The following is a 21,395-nucleotide window of genomic DNA, read 5'->3' as shown; positions in this document are numbered from 1 at the left end:
ATGCACGATATCTGGAATCCCTGGCACGGTTGTACTAAAATAAGCGAAGGCTGTAAGCATTGTTACATGTTCTTTCTTGACAGGCAACGTGATAAAGAGGGTTCCAATATCTACAAAACTAAATCTGGCTTTAATTATCCGTTACAGAAAAACAGGAATGGACAATACAAGATTAAAAGTGGTGAATTAATAAGAGTTTGCATGACTTCCGATTTCTTTTTGGAAGAAGCAGATTGCTGGCGTGATGAAGCATGGCAAATGATGAAAATGCGAAGTGATGTAAAGTTCTTTCTACTAACCAAACGCCCTGAAAGAGTTGAAAAGTGTTTGCCAAATAATTGGGGCTATGGATGGGAAAACATCTTCTTTAATGTGACCTGCGAAAACCAAAAGCGTGCCGATGAAAGAATTCCCATTCTCTTAAACTTACCCTTTAAACATAAGGGGATTATGACTGCGCCTTTGATTGGTGATATACAAATTGAAGATTATCTGAAAACCAGACAGATTGAACAGGTTATTGCAGGTGGTGAAAATTATGATGGAGCAAGGCCTTGTAATTTTGATTGGATAAAATCTTTACAACAGCAATGTATTACACACAACATTTCATTCTGCTTTATCGAGACCGGAACTAATTTTATTAAAGAAGGTAAAGCCTACACCATTCCAAAGAAATCGGTTCAAAGTCAAATGGCATTTAAATCGGGTATGAATTACAAAGGAAAGGCCATTAACTTTATTCTAAAAGATACAATGGGCTTTCTTATTGAATGTAACCACATGTATCAACCTAAATTCAAAGCAAATTGTCATACTTGCGGAAGCAAACCTATTTGCAATGGTTGCAGTAATTGCGGGAAGTGTTAATTATTAGAAGAATTAAAGACTGAAAATTGCAATTGAGAGTTCCTATATTCAAGCGGTGTAACTTCGGTTTTGCTTTTTAATAAGGTCACCAAAATAGTTTGACGACAAATGGAGTTGTTCTCCTTTTTTGAAAGATGTAAAGCTTAATTGAAGGAATTCCGAAATTCTTGAGGAGTAAGGTTTGTCTTGTTTTTAAAAAGTTTACTGAACGATTGGGAGTATTCAAATCCGAGACCATAAGCAATTTCACTAATAGAAAGAGACGTTGTACTTAATAGCTCTTTAGCTTTTTCTATTAATTGATTTTGAATGTGTTGCTGTGTTGTTTGTCCTGTCAAACATTTTAACATGTCATTTAAATAATGAGATGAAACAAAAAGTTTCTCTGAAAAATATTGAACCGAAGGCAATCCTTTAACAGTCGATTCTTCGTTATGAAAATAGTCATTCAAAATTTCTTCAAATTTAATTAACAAGTCTTTTGATGGTTTCTTTCTAGTAATGAACTGTCGATTATAAAAACGATTACAATAGGTTAATAAAAGGTCTATGTGAGAAACGACAACATCTTGCGTGAAATTATCTATTGATGTTTTAATTTCATTTTTAAGATTTTGGAAGACACCTGAAATTATCAATTCTTCACTTTCTGAAACATGTAATGCTTCATTAACCGCATATAGGAAAAAGCCATAATCATTCATTTTTTTTGATAGCGAGTAACCATGAAGGAAATCGGGATGAAATACCAACATCCAGCCTTCAAGTTTAGTCGGGGTATAATCTTCAATTACAACTTTTTGCTTAGGTGCATAAAAGGTCATTGTACCTTCATCAAAATCATAATATTGATGTCCGTATTTTATTTTTCCATCAAAATTTTTCTTTAGAAATACAGAGTAAAAGTTGTAAGTAATCGAATGAATTATACCTCCGTTTTCTGAGTCCAAATCTTCTAGTTTAATTACACTAACTAAGGGATTTGTTGGTTTTGGTAAATTCAACGATGAATGTAGCTCAGAAATGCTCTTATAGATATGATGTGTATTTTCTGTCATTTGATAAATTTAATAAAAAGGGCGAGAATTAACCCGCCTTGAATATTATAGATTAACGTCACTCATGTCTCCATATCTGTTTCCTGTTTCAGTTCCTAGAGGAATGATGCTTTCCAAGCGCTCCATATCTTTATTGTCTAAAACTATTTGCGATGCTAAAATGTTTTGTTCAACATATTTTGGTCTTTTCGTTCCCGGAATTGGTACGAAACCTTTTGCAATAACCCAAGCAATGGCTAATTGTGAACACGTAACATCTTTCTCCTTTGCAATTTTCTCAATTTCATTGAGCAAGTCAATGTTTTTATAAAATTGCTCGCCTTGAAAACGGGGAAGGTAACGTCTAAAATCGGTTTCTGGTAAATCTTCAGGTTTTTTAAATTGTCCTGACATAAATCCACGTCCCAGCGGCGAGTAGGCAACGAAACCAATTCCTAGTTCTTTCAAAGTTTTTAAAATCCCTAATTCTTCTACTTGGCGTTCAAATATTGAATATTCTGTTTGAACAGCCGTAAGTGGATGGATTTGATGTGCTTTTCTGATTGTTTCTGAGCCAACTTCTGAGAGTCCAATATAACCTATTTTACCCTCTTTAACTAATTCAGACATTGCTCCTACGGTCTCCTCGATGGGTGTATTTTTATCTAGGCGATGCAGGTAATATAAATCGATGTAATCAGTATTTAAGTTTTTCAGGGAACGTTCAACTGCTTTTCTTACGTAAGCCTTACTACCGTTAATTTTTCCGGTCGGCTTAGTATTGTCTTCAATTTCATAACCAAACTTTGACGCGATTATTACTTGTTCTCTTTTTCCTTGAATTGCTTTTGCAATGAGTTGTTCATTTTTAAAAGGACCATAAAGATCTGCTGTGTCAAGTAAATTACCACCTAATTCTAATGAGCGATGAATTGTTGCAATTGATTCGTCATCGTTTGCTTGACCATATGTAGCCATTCCCATCATATCTGTCATTCCCATGCAACCTAATCCGATGGTTGGGATAACAAGTCCTTGACTTCCTAATTTTACTTGTTTGATATTATCCATTTGCATATTTTTTTGATTTATACAAAAGTCTGGACTTTTTCAGTCAGGTATGTATCCAAATCACATGGTGTTGTGTTCATATCGTACTTTTCAAATCAGCAATTTTCAAAAAACAATTGATTCAATCCTTCTCAACCATCCATTAAAAATTTCTGATTCTGGCCTTTCTGTGCATTGATATGATAGGAATGAATGCGAGCAGATTATATGGGCTCAAATAGCATTTTAGAGTTGCAGGAGTTGATTGCAGCAATAGTGTGATTGCCGATGATACCATCCATTTTAAGGCCGCTATTGAAAAATAATACCTTTTGTACTCCAGTACTTACCCAATAATCTCTGAGTAAACACCAATCAAAGAATCTGTAATAGCTGGGTTATTACAGAAAAAGCATTTCCAAAACACAGAATCAAGATTATTCTTATCAATCAGGATTTGGGGTATTGATTTTAATATCCCGAATAACCCTACAAGGATTTCCAGCAGCAACAACATCAGAAGGCATATCCTTGGTAACCACACTACCTGCACCAATAACTGTTCTGTCACCAATTTTAACTCCAGGACAAATAATAACGCCCCCTCCAATCCATACATCATCTCCGATAATAATGGGTTTGCCATACTCTAAACCGGATGACCTTTCAATATGGTTGATTGGGTGCATAACCGTATAAATCTGTGTGTTTGGACCTATTAATACTCTATCTCCTATTTTAACTTTTGCAATATCTAAAACAGTGCAGTTGAAATTAAAAAACACGTTGTCTCCCAATTCTATGTTATAGCCGTAATCACAGTAAAATGGAGATTGTATCCATATATTTGGGCCACAATTAGGTATTAATGATTGAATTTTTTGCCGCCTAGTATTTTCATCATTTACGGATGAATCATTTAATTCTTGTAAAATCTTTTTTGCATACAATCGTTCATTTGCAAGCTCTTCTTCAAATGCATTAAACAATTCACATGCAAGCATTTTTTGTTTCTCTGTTTTCACTTTTTCATCAATTTATTAGTCAGCCATTTCCGTACAGGTACATCATAAAGTTTAAACAAGGCATATGCCAAGGTCACAGTTACTAAGAGTACTGTAATAGATATCAAAATCATTGTTGTTTTTCCGAGAGGAGCTGTATCAATAAATTCTTGATTTTTGGCTATCCAAGCCATATACATATAAATAAAAGGGTAATGGATTATGTATAAGGGATAGGATATGTCACCAAGAAAACGACTTATTTTAGATGCCATCTTTCCTTTTGTCTCACCACTGGCTCCAATATAAACGACTAAAGGAAAGACAAATATTATTGACAATGAATCGTAAAGACCATTTTGCCAAACTTGTTCAGGATTTCCAACTCTTGGTATTGAGAAAACAACAACAAGTATTAAACTACTCCAGAAGAATGCATTCTTGTATTGACCAGGCTTTACTATTCTGGATAATAATAAACCTGCTAAAAATGGATAGAGAAGTCTTGTGAATCCTATTCTAAGTTGAGTAGCATCAATTGACCATCCACCAATTACATCACCGTGCGGACTGGTCACAGCCAGATGAATTAATGCAGCTCCGGCAATAAATACCAATAGTGCTAAAATTTTATTTGAAAGTTTCCTGATAAATAATGCGTAAAGTATATTACCAACGTATTCAAAAAACAGTGACCATGCTGGCCCATTCAAGGGATGCATTTCTGTCCAACCCCTAATATCCATCGAATGACCAACCGGAATTAAGGTAAAACCTATTACCATTACCAATAACATTTTCCAAACCGGAGTTTCAGATATTACAGGAAAGAAACTGCTATCCTGAAAATAAAAAGTAACAGCACCAATAATCATCCCTATTATAATCATGGGATGAAGACGAATTAAGCGTCGTTTAAAGAAACCTCCAAGTGTCATTTTTTGCCAACGGTCATCATAGGCATAGCCAATAACAAAACCGGAAAGAACAAAGAAGAAATCAACAGCCAAATAACCGTGATTGATGATCTGCTTGGAGTGGTCACCTCCAGTAAATGTTTCGAGAATATGAAAAGCGACAACTATGATCGCTGCAACACCGCGTAAACCATCTAATATTTTATAATGCTTTTTAGTGTCGGAGAAACCTAATTGGCTTGTATTGCTAAGGTTCATTTTATATCTATTTAAGTTAATTATTGGACGCTCTTCTTTATTCTGTAATCTCAATTCTATTCCATTCACTATCTTCTATAACACTTTCATAATAGCCATCTCCAGTAGTTCTTGGTTCACTTACAATGGTATATCCATCTTTTCTCAATTGTTCTGTTAGTTTATTGACATTATTTTTATCCCCAACAGAAATAGATAAATGTGTCAAGCCAAGAGATGTAGCATGATTCCCTAAGAATTCCATGATAAAAGGACTGTGCATTAGTTCGATTCGCGTACTTCCATCCTCAAATGACAGAAAATATGATGTAAAATTCTTTTTTGTGTTTTTGTATTTGTCACTACATTTTGCTCCGAAATACTTCACATAAAACTTTTTAACTTTCTCCAAATCGTGAGTCCAAATTGCAATGTGGTCAATTTTCATTTTTAAATATTTTATTGCCTGATGAAATTACCTTTGTAAATAAAATACAGTCTTATTCTTAAGATTAAACTCTTCATTATTCTATCACAAAGTAAGGTTGTGACAATTTAAAAACTTGTCTTTTATTAAAAAACTATTGTCTTATTTTTGTGTTTGTTAATAAAAAATGGAATGGAGAGTATTGAAAATGTAAAATATTGTCATGTGGGAATTGAAAAAGATAAATCCTTTTTCTTTGATCACGTACATATTGTGTGGAATGAACAAATTACAATTCATCAAAGTAATGATTGGGAATTGTCTTATGTAATTATAGGGAGTGGGACTCGTGTGGTTGGAGACAATATGGAAACCTTTTCTAAAGGAGAAATCATATTACTTCCTCCAAATCTGGCTCATGGCTGGTATTTTGATGAAAATGTACATGACAAACATGGCAAAATTGAGAATATCACAATTATTTTTCCTGACTCATTTCTTGATAAATGTGCAAATACATTTCCAGAACTGGTATCCTGCATTAAAAGTTTGAAAGGGATAACTAAAGGAATGAGTTTAAAAGGTGAGTTATTGTCCTCTATTCAAAGACTAATGTATTCAATGACTTTACAAAATAATTTGGAACAGCTAACCACCTTGCTTCAAATTATCTCGCATATTTCTTCAAACACAGATATGCAAGTTGTAGGCTTCCGTGAAAGGCAATCTCGCAATGCAGACAAGCTTCAGGAAGTCCATCGTTACATGTTGACGCATTACCATGATAAAATAACACTTGACGATGTAGCTAAATATGTAGGAATGAATAGTTCTTCCTTTTGCTCATTTTTTAAAAGAGAAAAGGGAACGTCATTTTTCACAGCTTTAAATGAATATAGAATCAAATGTTCTTGTATAATGCTCCAGGAAACATCCATGACTATTTCAGAAATATGTGCAGCCGTGGGATTTAATGACATCCCTTATTTTAATCGGACTTTCAAGAAGATTATGCAAGTTTCCCCTAAAGAATTTCGTTCTAATACAAATTAGTTTTATCAAATAGTTTATTTAGAAGCCTTCTAATAAAATCATCTTAAGGTTAAGTGTTTTTTACTTTATTTCAACTTTATTTTCACAAAGTAAAAATAATTCAGGATAGATGCAGTAATTGTAGAAGGTGAAAAATTTGTGTTTTTTAATTCAAATTCCAATACTCATTGGGAGTAAATCCAACTCTCTGTTTAAATAAGCGATTAAAATTTTGTGGATATTTAAAACCTAATTCATAGGCTACTTCGCTAATTGATTTGTTCGTATCAAATACTCTTTCTTTTGCAACTTCAATAACTTTATTTTGGATATACTCCTGTGCCAATTTCAGGGAAGGCTACAATACTAGTTATAATTCCTTTAGATTTTCTTTAGAATCTATGCTGATATTGCCAATATAATCAGCAACCTTAAACCAAGCATTTGATATTGCTTTATTCTAAAAATATAAATATGAGAATCTTTGAGATTTATTTGGGAATATACTGGTGCTTACAATTTCTGCAACAAATTGCACAAAAAACATTAGCACTATTAATGAAAGCCAGGATCTGATTGTATGTATTTTAGAATTATTTAAAGTGAGGTTTAGGTTTATTAAATAGTATGGGAGGGTTTTGGCACCAGAATCAGTTATAGTTCTGGTGCCATTTTTATATATAACTTCTTATTACTATTTAACCAATTAATTGCTAGAATATTTCAAATTGAAAATAAGGAAAACACATGTTCTAACATGTTTGAGTTTGATAATAATGCAAACATTATCTGGTCAAAAAAAAATTACTATTAACCAGAGTGATAAGTCAAAATCAATAGAAGCATTTTATCAAAACGGAAGACTTTTGCAGACAAATAGTTTTGTGCGAGGGCATAACTCGTTTCATGAATCAATTGACGATTTTCAAGCATTTTCGCTAAGGCTAAAGTGGCATACCAATAGTTCAAAATTATGGGAACAAGTTTATAACAATCCCGAATATGGAATAGGTTTTTTTATGGGAAATTTTGATCACTCACCAGAGTTGGGGAATCCTATAGCAGTATACGGATTTTTTTCGTCTCCTATTTTTAAAACCAATAATTTTTCAATTAATTATGATGCAGGATTTGGACTAACATTTAATTGGGAATCATTTGAACTTGGTCAAAATGCAAATAATATTGCAATTGGAGCGGAACAAAGTGTATATATCGATTTAGGATTAAAACTAAAGTATCAACTTTCGGAAAATTGGAGCATCGGTGCCGGGGTAAGTTTTACCCACTTTTCTAATGGAGCATTAAAGAAACCTAATATGGGCATCAATACGTTAGCACCAAAGCTATTATTGTCTTATGATATTATAAGAAATCAAAAAAACATTATTAACGATAAAATCCCTCCTTTTCAGCCTAAGAACAACTTGAGTGTAAGTTCTTACTTTGGGTTAAAAAACGTATTATATGAAGGGAATGATGTTGATACAACTGTTGCTAATAAAGGGGTATATTATCCTATATATGGTCTTTCAAATGTTATTGAAAGGCAACTAACCTATAAATCTAAAATTGGGTTGGGGATGACCTTCGGTTATTTTGGTGCTGCAAATTCAATTTTAACTGCAAAAAATGGAAAACTTATTAAAAATAATGCATCACTTAAAGATGGATTTGAGATAAGTATTTTTCCATCTTACGAATTACTAGTTTGTAAAGTATCCTTGGTAATACAACCTGGCCTCTACATTTACAGAAGAAAGTATGAAAATCAAACACCTAGGTTTTATCAAAGAATCGGTTTGAAATATAATTTCTGGAGCAAATATTTTGTTGGTATTAATCTACATGCCTATAATTTTTATGTTTCAGATTATATAGAATGGCATATTGGTTGTTGTTTTTGAGAAATTTTAAATTTCTTTAGAATTCAGTTTTAACTTTATCATATGAAAATACTAATAGTAGAAGATGAAATTGAGCTTTTAAAAGAAATAGAAGTATTTCTTTCAAAAGAAGGATATATCTGCGAGGTATCTAAAAACTTTAACGAGGCAAGTGAAAAGCTTCATATGTATCATTATGACGTTGCAGTCATAGATATAACTCTACCTGATGGCTCTGGACTATCATTGATTCAATGGTTAAAGCAAAAGAATATAGATACAGGTATTCTGATAATATCAGCAAAAAACTCTCTTGATGATAAACTATATGGACTCGATCTTGGAGCGGATGATTATATTACAAAACCGTTTTATTTGGCAGAATTAAATGCAAGAGTAAAAGCTATTGCAAGAAGGAGAATGTTTAAAGGTTCAGTTGAAATAATTCACAACGAAATAAGAATTAATCCTGAAAATAAATCTGTTTCAATCAACGACAATGCACTATCCTTGACGAAAAAAGAGTATGAGTTATTATTTTTCTTTGTTGCAAATAAGAAACGATTACTTACTAAAGAATCAATAGCAGAGCATTTATGGGGAGATAATATTGACCTTGCTGATAATTATGATTTTATATATACCCACATAAATAACCTTAGAAAAAAAATTTTGAATGCAGGCGGAACAGATTATCTCCACACAGTTTATGGAATGGGTTATAAATACTTAGAAGAATGAAACTAATTGAAAAATTAAATCGCCAATATATTATATACTCGCTGTTGGTATTGAGTTTAACAGGTATCTCTTTATATCATGTTCTAAAAGCTATTGTTAAAGAAGAAACGGATGAAAAATTGGTTAATACATTTAATCAGATTATTCAAACTGATAATGTTTATTTGAATGATTTTGAGCTGTATCCATTAATATCAATTAAAATAGATAGCACAGAAACTACTGGAAGAGTTTTTACGGATACTGTGATTCAGGTAGGACATGAATTTGAGGAATATAGACAATTAGTTGATCACATTAAATTGAATGGATTAAAATACCAAGTAACAGTAAGAGAATCGCTTTTAGAATCTGAAGATATATATCAAACACTAGCTCTGATTGTTATATTAAGCTTTGTTTTTCTTCTTTTCTTATTGGTTATTATTAACAGAAAAATTGCTAATAGTATTTGGCGTCCCTTCTTTGATAACCTAGAGAAATTAAAGCAATTTTCGGTGCAAACACAAGAACCCTTTATTCCAACAAAATCTAATATTAAGGAATTCGAGGAGATGAATGGAGTTTTAACGACTCTAACAACAAAGGTGATTTCAGATTATGAAACGTTAAAAAAATTTTCAGAAAATGCCTCTCACGAACTTCAGACTCCCCTTGCAATTATAAGATCAAAAATTGAAGCTTTACTTGAAGAAAACCAATTATCAGACAATCAGATAGACAAAGTACATACCATATATAAAACAATCAACCGATTGTCAAAAATCAATAGTGGTTTGCTATTATTAACAAAAATTGAAAACAAACAATATGCACTAAATGAATCAATTGATATCAACGCAGTTTTAGTATCGCATATGCAGAATTTTAAAGAACTTATTGATATGAAGAATCTGGTTTTAGAGTATAAAAATAATAGTGACTGGACTATTAGTGCTAATAAGTCTTTATTGGATATTCTAATTAGTAACCTTATTGGAAATGCTATTATTCATAATAGAAATGGAGGTGAAATCAATATAGAGCTCTTTAAAGGATTATTAATTGTTTCGAATACATCAAATTCCGCAATCCTTGATTCTAATATGTTATTTGAGCGATTTTTTAAGGGAAGCAATTCATCTTCAACCGGCTTAGGTCTGGCAATCACAAAACAAATATGCAATGCCATGGGGTTATCAATTAAATACCATTTTGAAAATGAATTGCATTTTTTTACGATATCAAATATTTATTCATAAAACCAAATGACAAAAATCGATAAAAGGAAGTAATTCAGTATTATATGAAAAAATTCCCCACAAGTTAGTTCCTGTTTTTGTTTTTATTTAGTTTACCAAAATAAAATGTAAAATTTAGCCATTGCTTTGCCAGCTGTTTTAAACAATATCGATGTTGCAAAACCGATTATCCAATTCTCTCACCCATTTGTTAATCCTACTAGAACAGACGTTTTATCCTACCTTAATTAACTTAAAAGAAAAAAAATACTTGACAATCAACTTTATGACTATCAGACAGGTTTCTTAAGAAAATCTTTAGAATTCAATTGTACTTTTCCACTATTAATTTAAAAATCAATAATATGAAAAGACAATTGTTATTCTTATTCGCTGTTGGAACAACCCTTATGGCATGTGGCCAGACTCCACCAAAAAAAGTAGAAACTAGTTTTACACAGAAATTCAGTAATGCACAAAGTCCAGAGTGGGAACAAGAAGGAGATGAATGGGAGGTTGAATTTAAGCTAAGCGGAAATGAAATGTCTGCAAGTTTTGACAACAATGGCAAATGGCTTGAAACAGAATCAGAAGTCAAAAAGAAAGATGTACCTGCAGAAATATTTAAAGCTGTTACCTTGAAATTTGAAGGATGGGAAATTGAGGAAATTGAAAGAATTGAAAAACCTGATTTCAAAGGCTATGAAATAGCATTGGAAAAAGAAGAAACTGAAACTGAAATTTTGGTTTCTGATTCTGCTGAGATTACAATAAAAAAAGTCAAGGTTGAAGAAGAACATGAGGAAGAAGATAACGACTAAAATGAAATTGTATATTTCTTTAACAATAAAGGAAGCGCCTTCTCTGCGTTTCCTTTTAATTTTCATTAAATGATTAAGCTATTATACATTACCGGATTAGTTTTATATCTGGTCTCAATTGGAAATGAAACTATGGCACAAGTATCATTTCCTGAATTGTTTGAAATGGCCAAAAGCCACAGTGCAGATATAGTTAAGCTTGAAACATCAAAGACGTATTTGGCGCTTGAGGAGAGCAAAATTAAAGTTGATAATCTGGCCCCCAAAACCTATTTGAGTTCAGAGGTATTATTTGCACCCTATTTTAATAATAACGGGAAGATAATTTCTACAAATCCTAATGAATCAGCTCTTGGATATGATGTTGCTATTACTAGCGGAGGGTTATATTCATGCCTCTTAAATACTGAAATACCTCTTTTTAACCGAAAACAGGTTAATAATTTATTAGACCAGAATAATTTGGAGATATTAAGGGCAGAAAATCAGCTAAATAAGTTGATAATTTCTTTAAAATATTCACTTGCTATACAATATTTGGATGCATTGGCATCTCAAGCAGAATATCAAAGTTTATTAGAAAAGTCACAGTTAATTAAACAACAATTAGATATTACAAAATTGTTGACTGACCACGGATTATATCGTTTTGTAGATTATCGGCTTATGTTATCTGCATATTCATCTGATTCTTTAAATGTTGAGAATAGTAAAACAACCTATCGTTTAAAACTAAATCAACTATATACCGTTTGCGGAGTATCCGATACTACATTTAAAAAATTAAAAGATTTTAATTCTGAAATTAATTGTACTAAAGTAGATACATCTGTTTTTCTTCAAACTTATGTACAAGATAGCTTGTCTGCTATATATCAACAAAAAGTATTTGAGAATCAATATAAACCGCAAGTAAGGCTTTATGCAAATACAGGTCTTAATTCTACAACTATACCAAACATGGCAAATCATTTTGGTATGAGTGCAGGTATTCAATTAACATACACCCTATTTGATAGAAAACAAAAAAAAATCAATCGACAACAAGAACAATTAATTATTGAGCAGGCAGCAAGAGAAAAGGAAATAAAACAATTTGAGATTCAGAAGCAAAAAACTTCATATTTCGAAGCTATTAAAACATTAGATAAATCAATTAAGAAAGAGGAAAAACTACAAAATGACTATCAAGAAATCCTATCGATTTATAATGATGAGTTAAAAAAAGCACAGGTTGGGATAATTGACTATCTCAATTTTTTAGAAAAAATCAATCAGAACAAGCTCGCGTTAGAAAATCACAGGATTGAACGAGATAAGCTTGTTGTGGAATACAACTATTGGAATAATTAATAAAAGCTATGGTATCAAAATTAATTACTCTTTATAATCAGTTAAAGAGTTCATTATCTTTTCTAGTATTTATAAACTTCTTGCTTGTTTTTACTTCATGCAGTCAATTTAATACAGATAGTGATTCGGAGACTATTATACATTGCGATGTAAAGACAATTCATCCAAGATTAAAGAATATTGACTTATATAGGGAATATCAGGGTATTACACAATTTACCGGACACATAGGCATTCGTGCTAAATCATCTGGAATTATTTGTTCAAGTTTTGTACAACCTGGAGAATACGTAAAAGAAAATCAACCGCTATTCATTATAAAAAGCCGGGAATCAGAGGTTTTAAGGTCTTCTTTTCATGGGGACGAAGTATTATCACAAATAGCAGATACTATTTATTCATCATTTGAGGGAATTATAGACCAGGTTCTTATTCAGAGTGGTGATTATGTGCAGGAAGGTGATGTTTTGGCTAAAAGTGTTACTAAAGAATCTTTGCATGTAGTAGTTTCCGTCCCTGTAGAAGAGGACATTAATAAAATACAAAATAATTCATGTTCAATTATTTTACCTGACAATAGAATTGTTTGTGGTACAATAAAAACAATGCTTCCAATTGCTAACTATAATGATCAAACCAATCAGTTTTTAATTTATCCTGAGTCTGAACAACGATGGCCTGAAAATGTGCACGTAAAGGTTAGAATTAAAGACAAAGAGATTAATAAAGGGATATTTGTTCCTGTCAGTTCTGTCTATTCAAATGAAGAGCTAACAAAATATTGGATTTTAAGAGTAATTAAAGACTCAGTTGCAGTTAAAGTACCCATACAAAAAGGGATTGAAATCGACTCCTTAATTCAAATTATTAGCGACAATATTTCACTAAGTGATGATATTGTTCTTGAAGGAGGATATGGTTTGTCTGATAGTTCTTATGTAAATATAATTCAATGAAAAACCCAAAAAAAAGTTTCTATATACTTTACAAAGCTCCTTTAGCAATTGTGGGCTTTATAATAATTATTGCAGGATTATTCGCTTATTCCAGGACAAAAGTTGAGTTGTTGCCAAATGTAACGTTCCCTAAAATTAAGGTTATCGCAGACAATGGTGATCAACCTGTTGAAAATATGCTCATTGGTATCACAAAACCATTGGAAGAAGCAATAAAAACATGTGAAAACCTTGAATTATTACAAAGTACAACATCTAGAGGCAGTAGTGAGATCTCTGCATTTTTTAAATGGAGTGCTGATATAAATCTTGCCAAGCAACAGGTTGAAGCAGCTATTACACAAGTTCGTTCTGAACTTCCTGCATCATTAAAGGTAGAGGTAGAAAAAATGAATCCGGCTATTCTTGCTATGGCAGGTTATTCCTTAGAAGGAGATCTTTCTCCAATAGAATTAAAAACTTTGGCAACCTATACTGTAAAACCATATCTTGAACAGATTCAAGGAATAAGACAAGTCGCTATTACCGGAGGTAGAAATAAAGAGTATCAGGTTGTTTTAAATCAGGATAAATTAAGCCAACTTGGATTGACTCCTGGTATGATCTACGATATTCTTGTTCAGACAAATTTTATTGAAGCATCAGGATATGCAAACCAAAGTAATAGATTATATCTTGCTATAACCGATGCATCATTAAGAAATATTGACGAATTAAGAAATACAGTTATTAGGAATTCTTCCAAAGGAGAAATTCTATTAAAGGATGTTTCGGAAATTAAGATAGCTGGTCAACTTGAATATTTAAAAATCAAGGCTAATGGAAATGATGTTCCTTTAGTGGCCGTAATGAAACAACCTGAGGCGAATCTGTCAGATGTGAATGTTGAATTACAAAAAAGAATCACAGATTTAAATACATCTCTTTTACCTAAAGGAATCAAACTTAGACCGTATTATAATCAAGCTGACTTTGTTGGTGAAGCGATTACCAGTATCCGCGACGTTCTATGGATAGGGTTACTTCTTGCTATTATCATCACCATATTGTTTTTAAGATCATTTCGTAGTAGCCTGATAATCTTAATAACAGTTCCTATTTCGTTGTTACTGACAATTCTGATAATGCTTGTTTTAGGTTATAACTTTAATATTATGACCTTAGGTGCAATAGCAGCTGCAATTGGTTTGGTCATAGACGATGCTGTTGTTGTTGTTGAGCAAATACATCGTACTCACGAAGAACATCCTGATTCTAAATACAAAGAATTAATTCCAAAAGCAATTAAATACCTTCTACCTGCCATGGTCGGTTCATCATTGAGTACGCTGGTAATTTTCTTACCATTTTTTATTATGACAGGGGTTGCCGGTGCATACTTTCAAATTATGACCAATACAATGATGATTACACTCATTGCATCTTTCTTCGTTAGCTGGATCATTTTACCTGTGGTATATATTTTACTATTTGGGGATAAAAAGGAGAAAAACATAAAGCCTGCAATTATAAAAAAAAAAGGTTGGGTACTCTTTTTTATAAAGCGTCCTTATATAAGTATTGGTTTTACACTATTGATGATTGTTTCAATGGTATTGGTTTTTCCAAAATTACCATCCGGATTTCTTCCTGAAATGGATGAAGGCTCTATTGTCTTAGATTTTGATAGTCCTCCTGGCACTTCGCTTGAAACCACCGAAGAAATGCTTGTACAAGTTGATAAGATTCTTGAAAATACACCTGAAGTGGAATCTTTTTCACGTCGTACAGGAACGCAAATGGGTTTTTTTATAACAGAGCCAAGTAGAGGCGATTATTTAATAAAACTTAAACAAAACCGTACTTTATCGACTGATGAAGTAATTGACAACATTAGAGGACATATTGAAGAAAAACTACCTGCCCTGATTGTCGATTTTGGACAGGTAATTGGAGATATGTTAGGCGATTTAATGAGTTCCGTTCAACCAATAGAAATAAAACTCTTTGGAGACAATGAATCTCAGATTCAGGAATATTCAAAAAAAATTGCGGCGGTAATTGAAAGAGTAGAAGGAACAGCTGATGTTTTTGATGGAATTGTTGTTGCCGGACCTTCATTAACGTTGAAACCAAAATATTCCAATTTAAAGGAATACTCGCTTCCATTAACAGATCTCCAATTACAGCTTCAAACCATGATTGGTGGAGTTAAAGCAAGTTCGATACAAGAAAATCTAAGATTCTGCGATGTACGTTTAGTTTATCCCGATTACCAGAAAGTTGGATATAACAAACTATTAAAAACAAATGTGTTTCTGCCTGATGGAACTCTTGTGCCTTTAACCAGATTTACTGACATAAAGGTGTTGAATGGTACTGCTGAAATAAATAGAGAGAACCTCAAAAAAGTTGGTTATATCACAGCACGACTTAATAACAGGGATTTAGGTAGTACATTAAAAGATATTCAAATAGCTATTCAAGAAAATATTGTTTTACCTCAAGGGATGAATCTAGAATATGGTGGATCCTACAAGGAACAAAAGCAAGCTTTTAATGAACTGTTTTCTATTTTGTTAATGGCAATACTTCTAGTTTTTCTGATATTACTTTTCCTTTATCGGAATTTCAAGGTAGCATTGTTACTAATTATATTAATATTATTAGCTCCGTCAGGTAGCACTTTATTATTATTCTTTCTCAATATCCCTTTAAATGTGGGAAGTTATATTGGAATAATTATGATTATAGGCATTGTAGGGGAGGCAGCAATTTTTACCTATCTACAGTACACTGAAGAGCGTAAAAAGGGTGAGAATGTACAAGATGCAATAGTTTATTCAATATCAATTAGATTAAGACCGAAACTTATGACTGCCTTAAGTGCAATTGTTGCATTACTGCCTTTAGCTCTGGCATTAGGTAGTGGAGCTCAAATGCATCAATCCCTAGCAATTGCAGTCATAGGAGGTTTATTCGTTGCATTACCTGTTTTGCTTATAGTACTACCATCATTCTTAAAAATTATTGAAAAGTAAAAACAGATACTCTTTTCTTTTCAAGCACCAATTGTTAACATTATAAATTAAAATTTACCTCAATATGAAGAAAAAGATATTGATGATTTTCATGCTATTTATGTATTTGTCTCAGCAAGCATTTTGTCAGGAATTGACATTAGATACAATCGTTACAAATAAAGATTTAAAGTTTAGGTATTCATCACTAATTATTCCTGCCGCCTTAATTAGCTATGGTGTAATAGGAATTGAAAGTGATGGGGTTAAAGACGCTAATCTGGAAATTAAGGAAGAAGTGAATGAGAATATAGATAGGAAAATAACAATTGATGATTTTTCTCAATATGCCCCTACGTTGGCAGTATACGGTTTAAACGCTGTCGGAATAAAGGGTAAGAATAATTTTAGAGATCGTACCGTTATATTGGCCACATCATTTGCAATAATGTCTACAACGGTTTTGAGTCTGAAAAACATTACTAAAATTGAACGTCCGGATGGGTCAACTAAAAATTCATTTCCATCAGGTCATACTGCAACAGCATTTATGGGAGCTGAATTTTTGATGCAGGAATATAAAGATGTCTCAATATGGTATGGTGTTTCTGGGTATGTAGTTGCAGCTGGGACAGGCTTTTTCAGGATTTATAATGATCGACACTGGTTGACTGACGTTGCAGCTGGAGCTGGAATTGGAATTCTCAGTACAAAAATAGCATATTGGATAAATCCTTTCATTAACGAAAAATTATTTAGAAATAAAAAGGCAAAACATATAAACTCTCTTGCATACCCTTATTATAATGGAAACCAGGTAGGATTAAATCTGTCGTTTAATTTTTAAAGAGTAAACTATTCGTTAAAGTTGCACAAACTCAAATCTTAGTTTGACAATTGAGTTTGTGCAACATGTGTGTGCCCAGCATGAGCACGAGTACCAAAGTACTCAAAATAATCCAGAGGGTGAAAGTCCCTTACTGGCAAGTTGGTGAAGCCAGTTAGTAAGCTGCAAGCTCGTCAGGGGTGACCTTGGGAGTAAAGGAAGCAGGACTACAAAAACCTGTACTGACGAACAGAAACCGCATATGAGGCTGGTTAAGGAGGGTAAGCAAGCACATCATTGCAAAGCCCGTAGCCAATAATCCTTAGTCAGTAGATGCGGCAGGCATAGGTTGAAGGATTGTGCTCTTACCTGGGGAGAGCTCCGTAACCACGCGTTTGTAGTGCGGAGCAGTCAGCAGACGCCATAGTAGTCAGGAGAAACAAGCTGTATAGAGTAATACAGAAGTCTTACAACCTGATGAAGGGCTGAACGATACGTGATTGGAAATTCTTTAGGGAGGTATAAACTTCGAGTTTACTAGCCCTATTCTAAACTACAATCAAGGTACAATGGTATAAAGAGCATTGTATTGATACGTGTCGAACCGCCCAGTACGAGACCCGTATGCTGGGTGGTGTGAGAGGTTCTCCGATAGGCTAAAAGCCTATCGGCAGCCTACTCGATTTTAAAATAAAACTATTTAATATGTATGATGAAAAAGAACATTTTTCAATTAAAAGAAGAATGAAAAGCTTTGCCTTTGCTTTTAATGGAATTAAGGATTTAGTATTAAAGGAACACAATGCTAGAATTCATGTACTTGCCTTAATTTGTACTGTTATATTAGGAATACTGCTCAAATTAGAATTGATAGAATGGATTTTGATTACAATAGTATCAGGTGGTGTTTTTATATCAGAGCTTTTTAATACGGCAATTGAACAAATTGCAGACTTTATTGAGCCGAATATAAATCCTCGAATTGGGTTAATAAAAGATTATTCTGCAGGAGCTGTGCTTATTTCTTCTATAGTTTCCGTTATTGTTGGATGCTTAGTTTTTATTCCACGAATAATTTATTTGATAAATTCATCGTTTTTTTAGTAAGAATTTCAACTTCTAATGCACTTAAAGAAAACCTATAATAACAATAAAGGAGGCTTTCACCTCCTCTTATATCTTTTTAGTTAACAGCTTCATCCAAAGCCTTACCCGGCTTAAACTTAGCAACTTTCTTTGCTGCAATCTGAATTTCTTTACCTGTTTGAGGATTTCTACCAGTACGAGCCGAACGTTCGCTTATTGAAAATGTACCAAACCCTATTAATTGAATGCTTTCGCCTTTAGCTAAAGCATTTTTAATTGCTTCTGTAGTTGCATTTAATGCTTTTTCTGAATCTGCTTTTGTCAAACCACTTGCCTCTGCAATGGCACTTACTAATTCTGATTTATTCATTCTTTTAATTTTTTAGATTGAGTGAAATATTCAATGCAAGATAGTTATTTCTTCTTTACATCTGTTTATACCGTGGTATTGAAAGGTGTTTATGGATATCAACACTCAATTACTTCATAATTTCAGGACAATAAACTATCAAATTTAGTTGTGAAGTAAATCAAGTAAATGTAAAGTAAATATCTAAAAAGATTATTAATAAACACATTACTGTGTTTGATTTACTTCATTTACTATAAAAAACACCCATTCCCTTTTAGTTGAATTTTTGAGCATAAAAAATGGATACTATAAAGTGCCCTATAAAGAAAAATGAGAAACTAACTCGGATTGCCAGCTCCACACCATCAATGACTATTCCATTTGTTTCTTCTGCATCTTCATATTTAAACATATAACTAGAGCCTAATACACTATGCGTATAGCATTTTACTCTACGACTTTTTTGTGAGCTATTAGGAATAAATGATTTATTTCCCTTTACGGTCAACAATTCTCTTAACGAATTCATCTCAAGAAAGTGTAGCTTATTTTTGTTCACATAGTCGCAATAGCAAGGATAAATTAGTTTGTATTTGATGTAGAGTATTTTCTTTATCGGGTCTTTCACGTAGTGGATATCTTTACGAATATCACCATAAGGGTCGGTAATATTTACACAAATTTTCAGTTGAGGTGCTCAGCACTCCAACTGAATTTAAAATGGCATTTAGTATGTTGAGAAATCTATATGTAAAGTTTCTACAGGTAAAAGCGTTACATATATTAAATGGTCAAGTAAAATGTTTTTATCCGTATTAACATTTCATCAATAAAAATTTTCAAAAAACTAGTGAATTTATTGTATGAGAAAATAGAATACCATCAAAAGGCTTGATTATTCTAGTTAAATAGTTTTTCAATTGAGGTGCTCAGCACCCCAGTTGAATTTTTAATAATTTACCTTTTCAACCGTACTGCTCAGCACTACGGTTGATTCAAGATATTTATTTTAAAACGATATGTTTTAATACAAATCCTTAATCTTCTCCATATTCTTTTTAATCAAAGTCTCGGTTGTTCTTGCATAACGTTGAGTCATTTTTGTATTGGAATGGCCTAAAGTTTTTGATACAACCTCTAATGGCATATTATTCTCTAATGCAACCGTTGTTGCAAAAGTGTGACGTGCGGTATGTGTTGATATAGGTTTATCAATGCCACATATGGTCCCAATTTCTTTCAGATACGCATTCATCTTCTGATTACTTAAAACGGGTAGGAGGACACCTTTTTCAATCAATTCCGGCTCATGTTGATATTTGGCGATTAGCTTTTTTGCGCCCTCAATCACAAAAATGGTACTCATTTGATCTGTTTTAGTTCTTTTTTTATGAATCCATGTAATGCCATCTTTGTCTGTCGTGATATGTTCACGTTTCAAAGACTTCACATCAGAGAAAGCTAATCCTGTAAAACAACAAAATACAAAAGCATCCCTAACCTGCTGTAGGCGCTCAATTCCTATGCTTTTATTAATAATGGTATCCAGTTCTTCTTTTGTAAGATAAACCGCATCAACTGGTTTTAACCGGAGCTTAATAGTTGCAAAAGGGTCTTTCTTTAACCAACCATTAGCTAAGGCAATTCTAATAATCTTCTTGAAGTTCTTAATGTATTTGATTGTTGTGTTATGGCTACAATTGCGAACAGTCTTAAAATAGAACTCGTAGTTATTTATAAATTGTTGGTTGAGTTCTTCTAAAGCCATGTCCTCACGTTTATATTGCCAACGAATAAAATCCCTGGTATGCATATATGATGTTTCGTAGCGTTGAACTGTGTCAGCTGAGAAATCTACACCGATTAGCTTTTTGGCTTTTTCATTATGGTCTTGATAGATCTTTAAAATGGTTCTTCGGTCTTCCTTTTTACCTACAAGTTTTTCCTGAATAATACGTGCTGATACTGGTTGGTTATCCAAGGTGAGAAAATCGATATAAGAGAATATCTTCTTTTGATATTGGTCAATGAAAGAATTTGTTTCGATTCCTTCTGGAGTTAACCCATTTGTTCTTTCTGCTTTATCATCCCATATTTCAGGAGAAACTTTCTTTCGGGTTGTAAATTCAGTTCTTTCCTTGTTAATAGTAATTCTAACAAAGATAGTAGCCATACCATTCTTGGTTACTTTGGTTCTTTTAATGAAAAACAAGATTTTGACGTTTGTAAGTCCGCTCATAATACATAAATTTTTGGTGTTAAAATTATTTTTATGAGTTCATTACAAAGGCATTTGAAACCGAGTAATAGAGCGCAATGTAGCGTTATTGGAACGATCAATCGAGGACTTTTTTGAGGGGATTTTAGTCCTCGATAAGTCCTCTGAAAAATTGCGTTTTACTGCTTTTTATTTCAAAATATTGCGCATTAAAAAAACCTGTAAGTGTTGACTTACAGGGTTTTACTTTAAATTGCTTTCGCTTTCAGCGGAGAGAGAGGGATTCGAACCCCCGGTACCTCGCGGTACAACGGTTTTCAAGACCGCCGCATTCGACCACTCTGCCATCTCTCCAAGTCGATA

General features: G+C 32.8%; 20 protein-coding genes and 1 tRNA gene. 11 read left to right on the top strand and 10 right to left on the bottom strand.

The window, feature by feature from the left end; genetic code table 11:
* Entirely contained in the window at window positions 1–870 is an 870-nt protein-coding gene (locus KEM10_RS22015) for a DUF5131 family protein (RefSeq protein ID WP_212219887.1), read from the top strand.
* A gap of 143 nt (window positions 871–1,013) precedes the next feature.
* Here the strand turns inward: KEM10_RS22015 and KEM10_RS22010 are convergent, their stop codons facing one another.
* The 5 genes from KEM10_RS22010 to KEM10_RS21990 form a co-directional block, all read right to left on the bottom strand.
* On the bottom strand, window positions 1,014–1,928 hold the full coding sequence (locus KEM10_RS22010; RefSeq protein WP_212219884.1) for a helix-turn-helix domain-containing protein: 915 nt from the start codon (window positions 1,926–1,928) through the stop codon (window positions 1,014–1,016).
* Window positions 1,929–1,973: 45 nt separating this feature from the next.
* Window positions 1,974–2,978, bottom strand: coding sequence for an aldo/keto reductase (locus tag KEM10_RS22005; protein WP_212219881.1), 1,005 nt, complete (start codon window positions 2,976–2,978; stop codon window positions 1,974–1,976).
* A gap of 425 nt (window positions 2,979–3,403) precedes the next feature.
* The gene (locus KEM10_RS24825; protein WP_212219878.1) at window positions 3,404–3,982 is read right to left on the bottom strand and encodes a sugar O-acetyltransferase; all 579 of its coding nucleotides are present in this window, start codon (window positions 3,980–3,982) and stop codon (window positions 3,404–3,406) included.
* Window positions 3,979–5,136, bottom strand: a complete 1,158-nt coding sequence (locus KEM10_RS21995) for an acyltransferase family protein (protein WP_212219875.1) — start codon at window positions 5,134–5,136, stop codon at window positions 3,979–3,981. Before KEM10_RS21995 ends, KEM10_RS24825 begins: the two co-directional genes overlap by 4 nt.
* Before the next feature lie 37 nt (window positions 5,137–5,173).
* Window positions 5,174–5,563 carry a VOC family protein gene (locus KEM10_RS21990; protein WP_212219872.1) on the bottom strand — a complete coding sequence of 130 codons (390 nt, stop codon included), beginning with the start codon at window positions 5,561–5,563 and terminating at the stop codon, window positions 5,174–5,176.
* A 171-nt stretch (window positions 5,564–5,734) separates the two neighbouring features.
* Between KEM10_RS21990 and KEM10_RS21985 the strand changes: the two genes are divergently transcribed.
* Window positions 5,735–6,595, top strand: a complete 861-nt coding sequence (locus KEM10_RS21985; protein ID WP_212219869.1) for an AraC family transcriptional regulator — start codon at window positions 5,735–5,737, stop codon at window positions 6,593–6,595.
* Window positions 6,596–6,740: 145 nt separating this feature from the next.
* On the opposite strand, the gene KEM10_RS25030 is transcribed toward KEM10_RS21985, so the two are convergent.
* Window positions 6,741–6,920: a helix-turn-helix domain-containing protein gene (locus tag KEM10_RS25030; RefSeq protein ID WP_244826110.1), complete on the bottom strand. Its 180-nt coding sequence runs from the start codon at window positions 6,918–6,920 to the stop codon at window positions 6,741–6,743.
* Between the two features lie 430 nt (window positions 6,921–7,350).
* Between KEM10_RS25030 and KEM10_RS21975 the strand changes: the two genes are divergently transcribed.
* The 9 genes from KEM10_RS21975 (at window position 7,351) to KEM10_RS21935 (ending at window position 18,480) form a co-directional block, all read left to right on the top strand.
* The gene (locus KEM10_RS21975) at window positions 7,351–8,481 is read left to right on the top strand and encodes an acyloxyacyl hydrolase (RefSeq protein ID WP_212219866.1); all 1,131 of its coding nucleotides are present in this window, start codon (window positions 7,351–7,353) and stop codon (window positions 8,479–8,481) included.
* Between the two features lie 42 nt (window positions 8,482–8,523).
* Window positions 8,524–9,201 (top strand): response regulator transcription factor, encoded by a 678-nt coding sequence (locus KEM10_RS21970; RefSeq protein WP_212219863.1) that lies wholly within the window; start codon window positions 8,524–8,526, stop codon window positions 9,199–9,201.
* Window positions 9,198–10,442 (top strand): sensor histidine kinase, encoded by a 1,245-nt coding sequence (locus KEM10_RS21965; RefSeq protein WP_212219860.1) that lies wholly within the window; start codon window positions 9,198–9,200, stop codon window positions 10,440–10,442. The genes KEM10_RS21970 and KEM10_RS21965 overlap by 4 nt, the downstream gene beginning before the upstream one ends.
* A 344-nt stretch (window positions 10,443–10,786) precedes the next feature.
* Complete coding sequence (locus KEM10_RS21960) at window positions 10,787–11,242, top strand: PepSY-like domain-containing protein (RefSeq protein WP_212219857.1); 456 nt, start codon at window positions 10,787–10,789, stop codon at window positions 11,240–11,242.
* 69 nt (window positions 11,243–11,311) lie between these two features.
* Complete coding sequence (locus tag KEM10_RS21955; protein WP_212219855.1) at window positions 11,312–12,595, top strand: TolC family protein; 1,284 nt, start codon at window positions 11,312–11,314, stop codon at window positions 12,593–12,595.
* Window positions 12,596–12,603: 8 nt separating this feature from the next.
* The gene (locus KEM10_RS21950; RefSeq protein WP_212219851.1) at window positions 12,604–13,551 is read left to right on the top strand and encodes an efflux RND transporter periplasmic adaptor subunit; all 948 of its coding nucleotides are present in this window, start codon (window positions 12,604–12,606) and stop codon (window positions 13,549–13,551) included.
* Complete coding sequence (locus KEM10_RS21945; RefSeq protein ID WP_212219848.1) at window positions 13,548–16,571, top strand: efflux RND transporter permease subunit; 3,024 nt, start codon at window positions 13,548–13,550, stop codon at window positions 16,569–16,571. The genes KEM10_RS21950 and KEM10_RS21945 overlap by 4 nt, the downstream gene beginning before the upstream one ends.
* Before the next feature lie 64 nt (window positions 16,572–16,635).
* Window positions 16,636–17,397, top strand: coding sequence for a phosphatase PAP2 family protein (locus tag KEM10_RS21940; RefSeq protein WP_212219845.1), 762 nt, complete (start codon window positions 16,636–16,638; stop codon window positions 17,395–17,397).
* A gap of 684 nt (window positions 17,398–18,081) precedes the next feature.
* Window positions 18,082–18,480 carry a diacylglycerol kinase family protein gene (locus KEM10_RS21935; RefSeq protein WP_212219842.1) on the top strand — a complete coding sequence of 133 codons (399 nt, stop codon included), beginning with the start codon at window positions 18,082–18,084 and terminating at the stop codon, window positions 18,478–18,480.
* 79 nt (window positions 18,481–18,559) lie between these two features.
* On the opposite strand, the gene KEM10_RS21930 is transcribed toward KEM10_RS21935, so the two are convergent.
* The 4 genes from KEM10_RS21930 to KEM10_RS21915 all read right to left on the bottom strand — a co-directional run bounded on the left by KEM10_RS21930 (window position 18,560) and on the right by KEM10_RS21915 (window position 21,386).
* The gene (locus KEM10_RS21930) at window positions 18,560–18,832 is read right to left on the bottom strand and encodes an HU family DNA-binding protein (protein WP_212219839.1); all 273 of its coding nucleotides are present in this window, start codon (window positions 18,830–18,832) and stop codon (window positions 18,560–18,562) included.
* 256 nt (window positions 18,833–19,088) lie between these two features.
* The gene (locus KEM10_RS21925; RefSeq protein ID WP_212219836.1) at window positions 19,089–19,343 is read right to left on the bottom strand and encodes a hypothetical protein; all 255 of its coding nucleotides are present in this window, start codon (window positions 19,341–19,343) and stop codon (window positions 19,089–19,091) included.
* Between the two features lie 495 nt (window positions 19,344–19,838).
* The gene (locus tag KEM10_RS21920; protein ID WP_212219833.1) at window positions 19,839–21,053 is read right to left on the bottom strand and encodes a site-specific integrase; all 1,215 of its coding nucleotides are present in this window, start codon (window positions 21,051–21,053) and stop codon (window positions 19,839–19,841) included.
* Window positions 21,054–21,301: 248 nt separating this feature from the next.
* Window positions 21,302–21,386, bottom strand: a tRNA-Ser gene (locus KEM10_RS21915).
* Window positions 21,387–21,395 lie beyond the last annotated feature (9 nt).

It is taken from the genome of Carboxylicivirga linearis (genome assembly GCF_018271995.1).
Lineage (GTDB): Bacteria > Bacteroidota > Bacteroidia > Bacteroidales > Marinilabiliaceae > Carboxylicivirga > Carboxylicivirga linearis.
Note: the sequence above shows the minus strand (reverse complement) of the source record. Positions and strands in the feature narration are given on the sequence as shown.

Excerpts from the sequence above, each read along its gene's own strand:
- KEM10_RS22015 (WP_212219887.1), top strand. The coding sequence starts at position 1 with ATGCACGATATCTGGAATCCCTGGCACGGTTGTACTAAAATAAGCGAA.
- KEM10_RS22010 (WP_212219884.1), bottom strand. The coding sequence starts at position 1,928 with ATGACAGAAAATACACATCATATCTATAAGAGCATTTCTGAGCTACAT.
- KEM10_RS22005 (WP_212219881.1), bottom strand. The coding sequence starts at position 2,978 with ATGGATAATATCAAACAAGTAAAATTAGGAAGTCAAGGACTTGTTATC.
- KEM10_RS21995 (WP_212219875.1), bottom strand. The coding sequence starts at position 5,136 with ATGAACCTTAGCAATACAAGCCAATTAGGTTTCTCCGACACTAAAAAG.
- KEM10_RS21990 (WP_212219872.1), bottom strand. The coding sequence starts at position 5,563 with ATGAAAATTGACCACATTGCAATTTGGACTCACGATTTGGAGAAAGTT.
- KEM10_RS21985 (WP_212219869.1), top strand. The coding sequence starts at position 5,735 with ATGGAGAGTATTGAAAATGTAAAATATTGTCATGTGGGAATTGAAAAA.
- KEM10_RS21975 (WP_212219866.1), top strand. The coding sequence starts at position 7,351 with ATGCAAACATTATCTGGTCAAAAAAAAATTACTATTAACCAGAGTGAT.
- KEM10_RS21970 (WP_212219863.1), top strand. The coding sequence starts at position 8,524 with ATGAAAATACTAATAGTAGAAGATGAAATTGAGCTTTTAAAAGAAATA.
- KEM10_RS21965 (WP_212219860.1), top strand. The coding sequence starts at position 9,198 with ATGAAACTAATTGAAAAATTAAATCGCCAATATATTATATACTCGCTG.
- KEM10_RS21960 (WP_212219857.1), top strand. The coding sequence starts at position 10,787 with ATGAAAAGACAATTGTTATTCTTATTCGCTGTTGGAACAACCCTTATG.
- KEM10_RS21955 (WP_212219855.1), top strand. The coding sequence starts at position 11,312 with ATGATTAAGCTATTATACATTACCGGATTAGTTTTATATCTGGTCTCA.
- KEM10_RS21950 (WP_212219851.1), top strand. The coding sequence starts at position 12,604 with ATGGTATCAAAATTAATTACTCTTTATAATCAGTTAAAGAGTTCATTA.
- KEM10_RS21945 (WP_212219848.1), top strand. The coding sequence starts at position 13,548 with ATGAAAAACCCAAAAAAAAGTTTCTATATACTTTACAAAGCTCCTTTA.
- KEM10_RS21940 (WP_212219845.1), top strand. The coding sequence starts at position 16,636 with ATGAAGAAAAAGATATTGATGATTTTCATGCTATTTATGTATTTGTCT.
- KEM10_RS21935 (WP_212219842.1), top strand. The coding sequence starts at position 18,082 with ATGTATGATGAAAAAGAACATTTTTCAATTAAAAGAAGAATGAAAAGC.
- KEM10_RS21930 (WP_212219839.1), bottom strand. The coding sequence starts at position 18,832 with ATGAATAAATCAGAATTAGTAAGTGCCATTGCAGAGGCAAGTGGTTTG.
- KEM10_RS21925 (WP_212219836.1), bottom strand. The coding sequence starts at position 19,343 with ATGAATTCGTTAAGAGAATTGTTGACCGTAAAGGGAAATAAATCATTT.
- KEM10_RS21920 (WP_212219833.1), bottom strand. The coding sequence starts at position 21,053 with ATGAGCGGACTTACAAACGTCAAAATCTTGTTTTTCATTAAAAGAACC.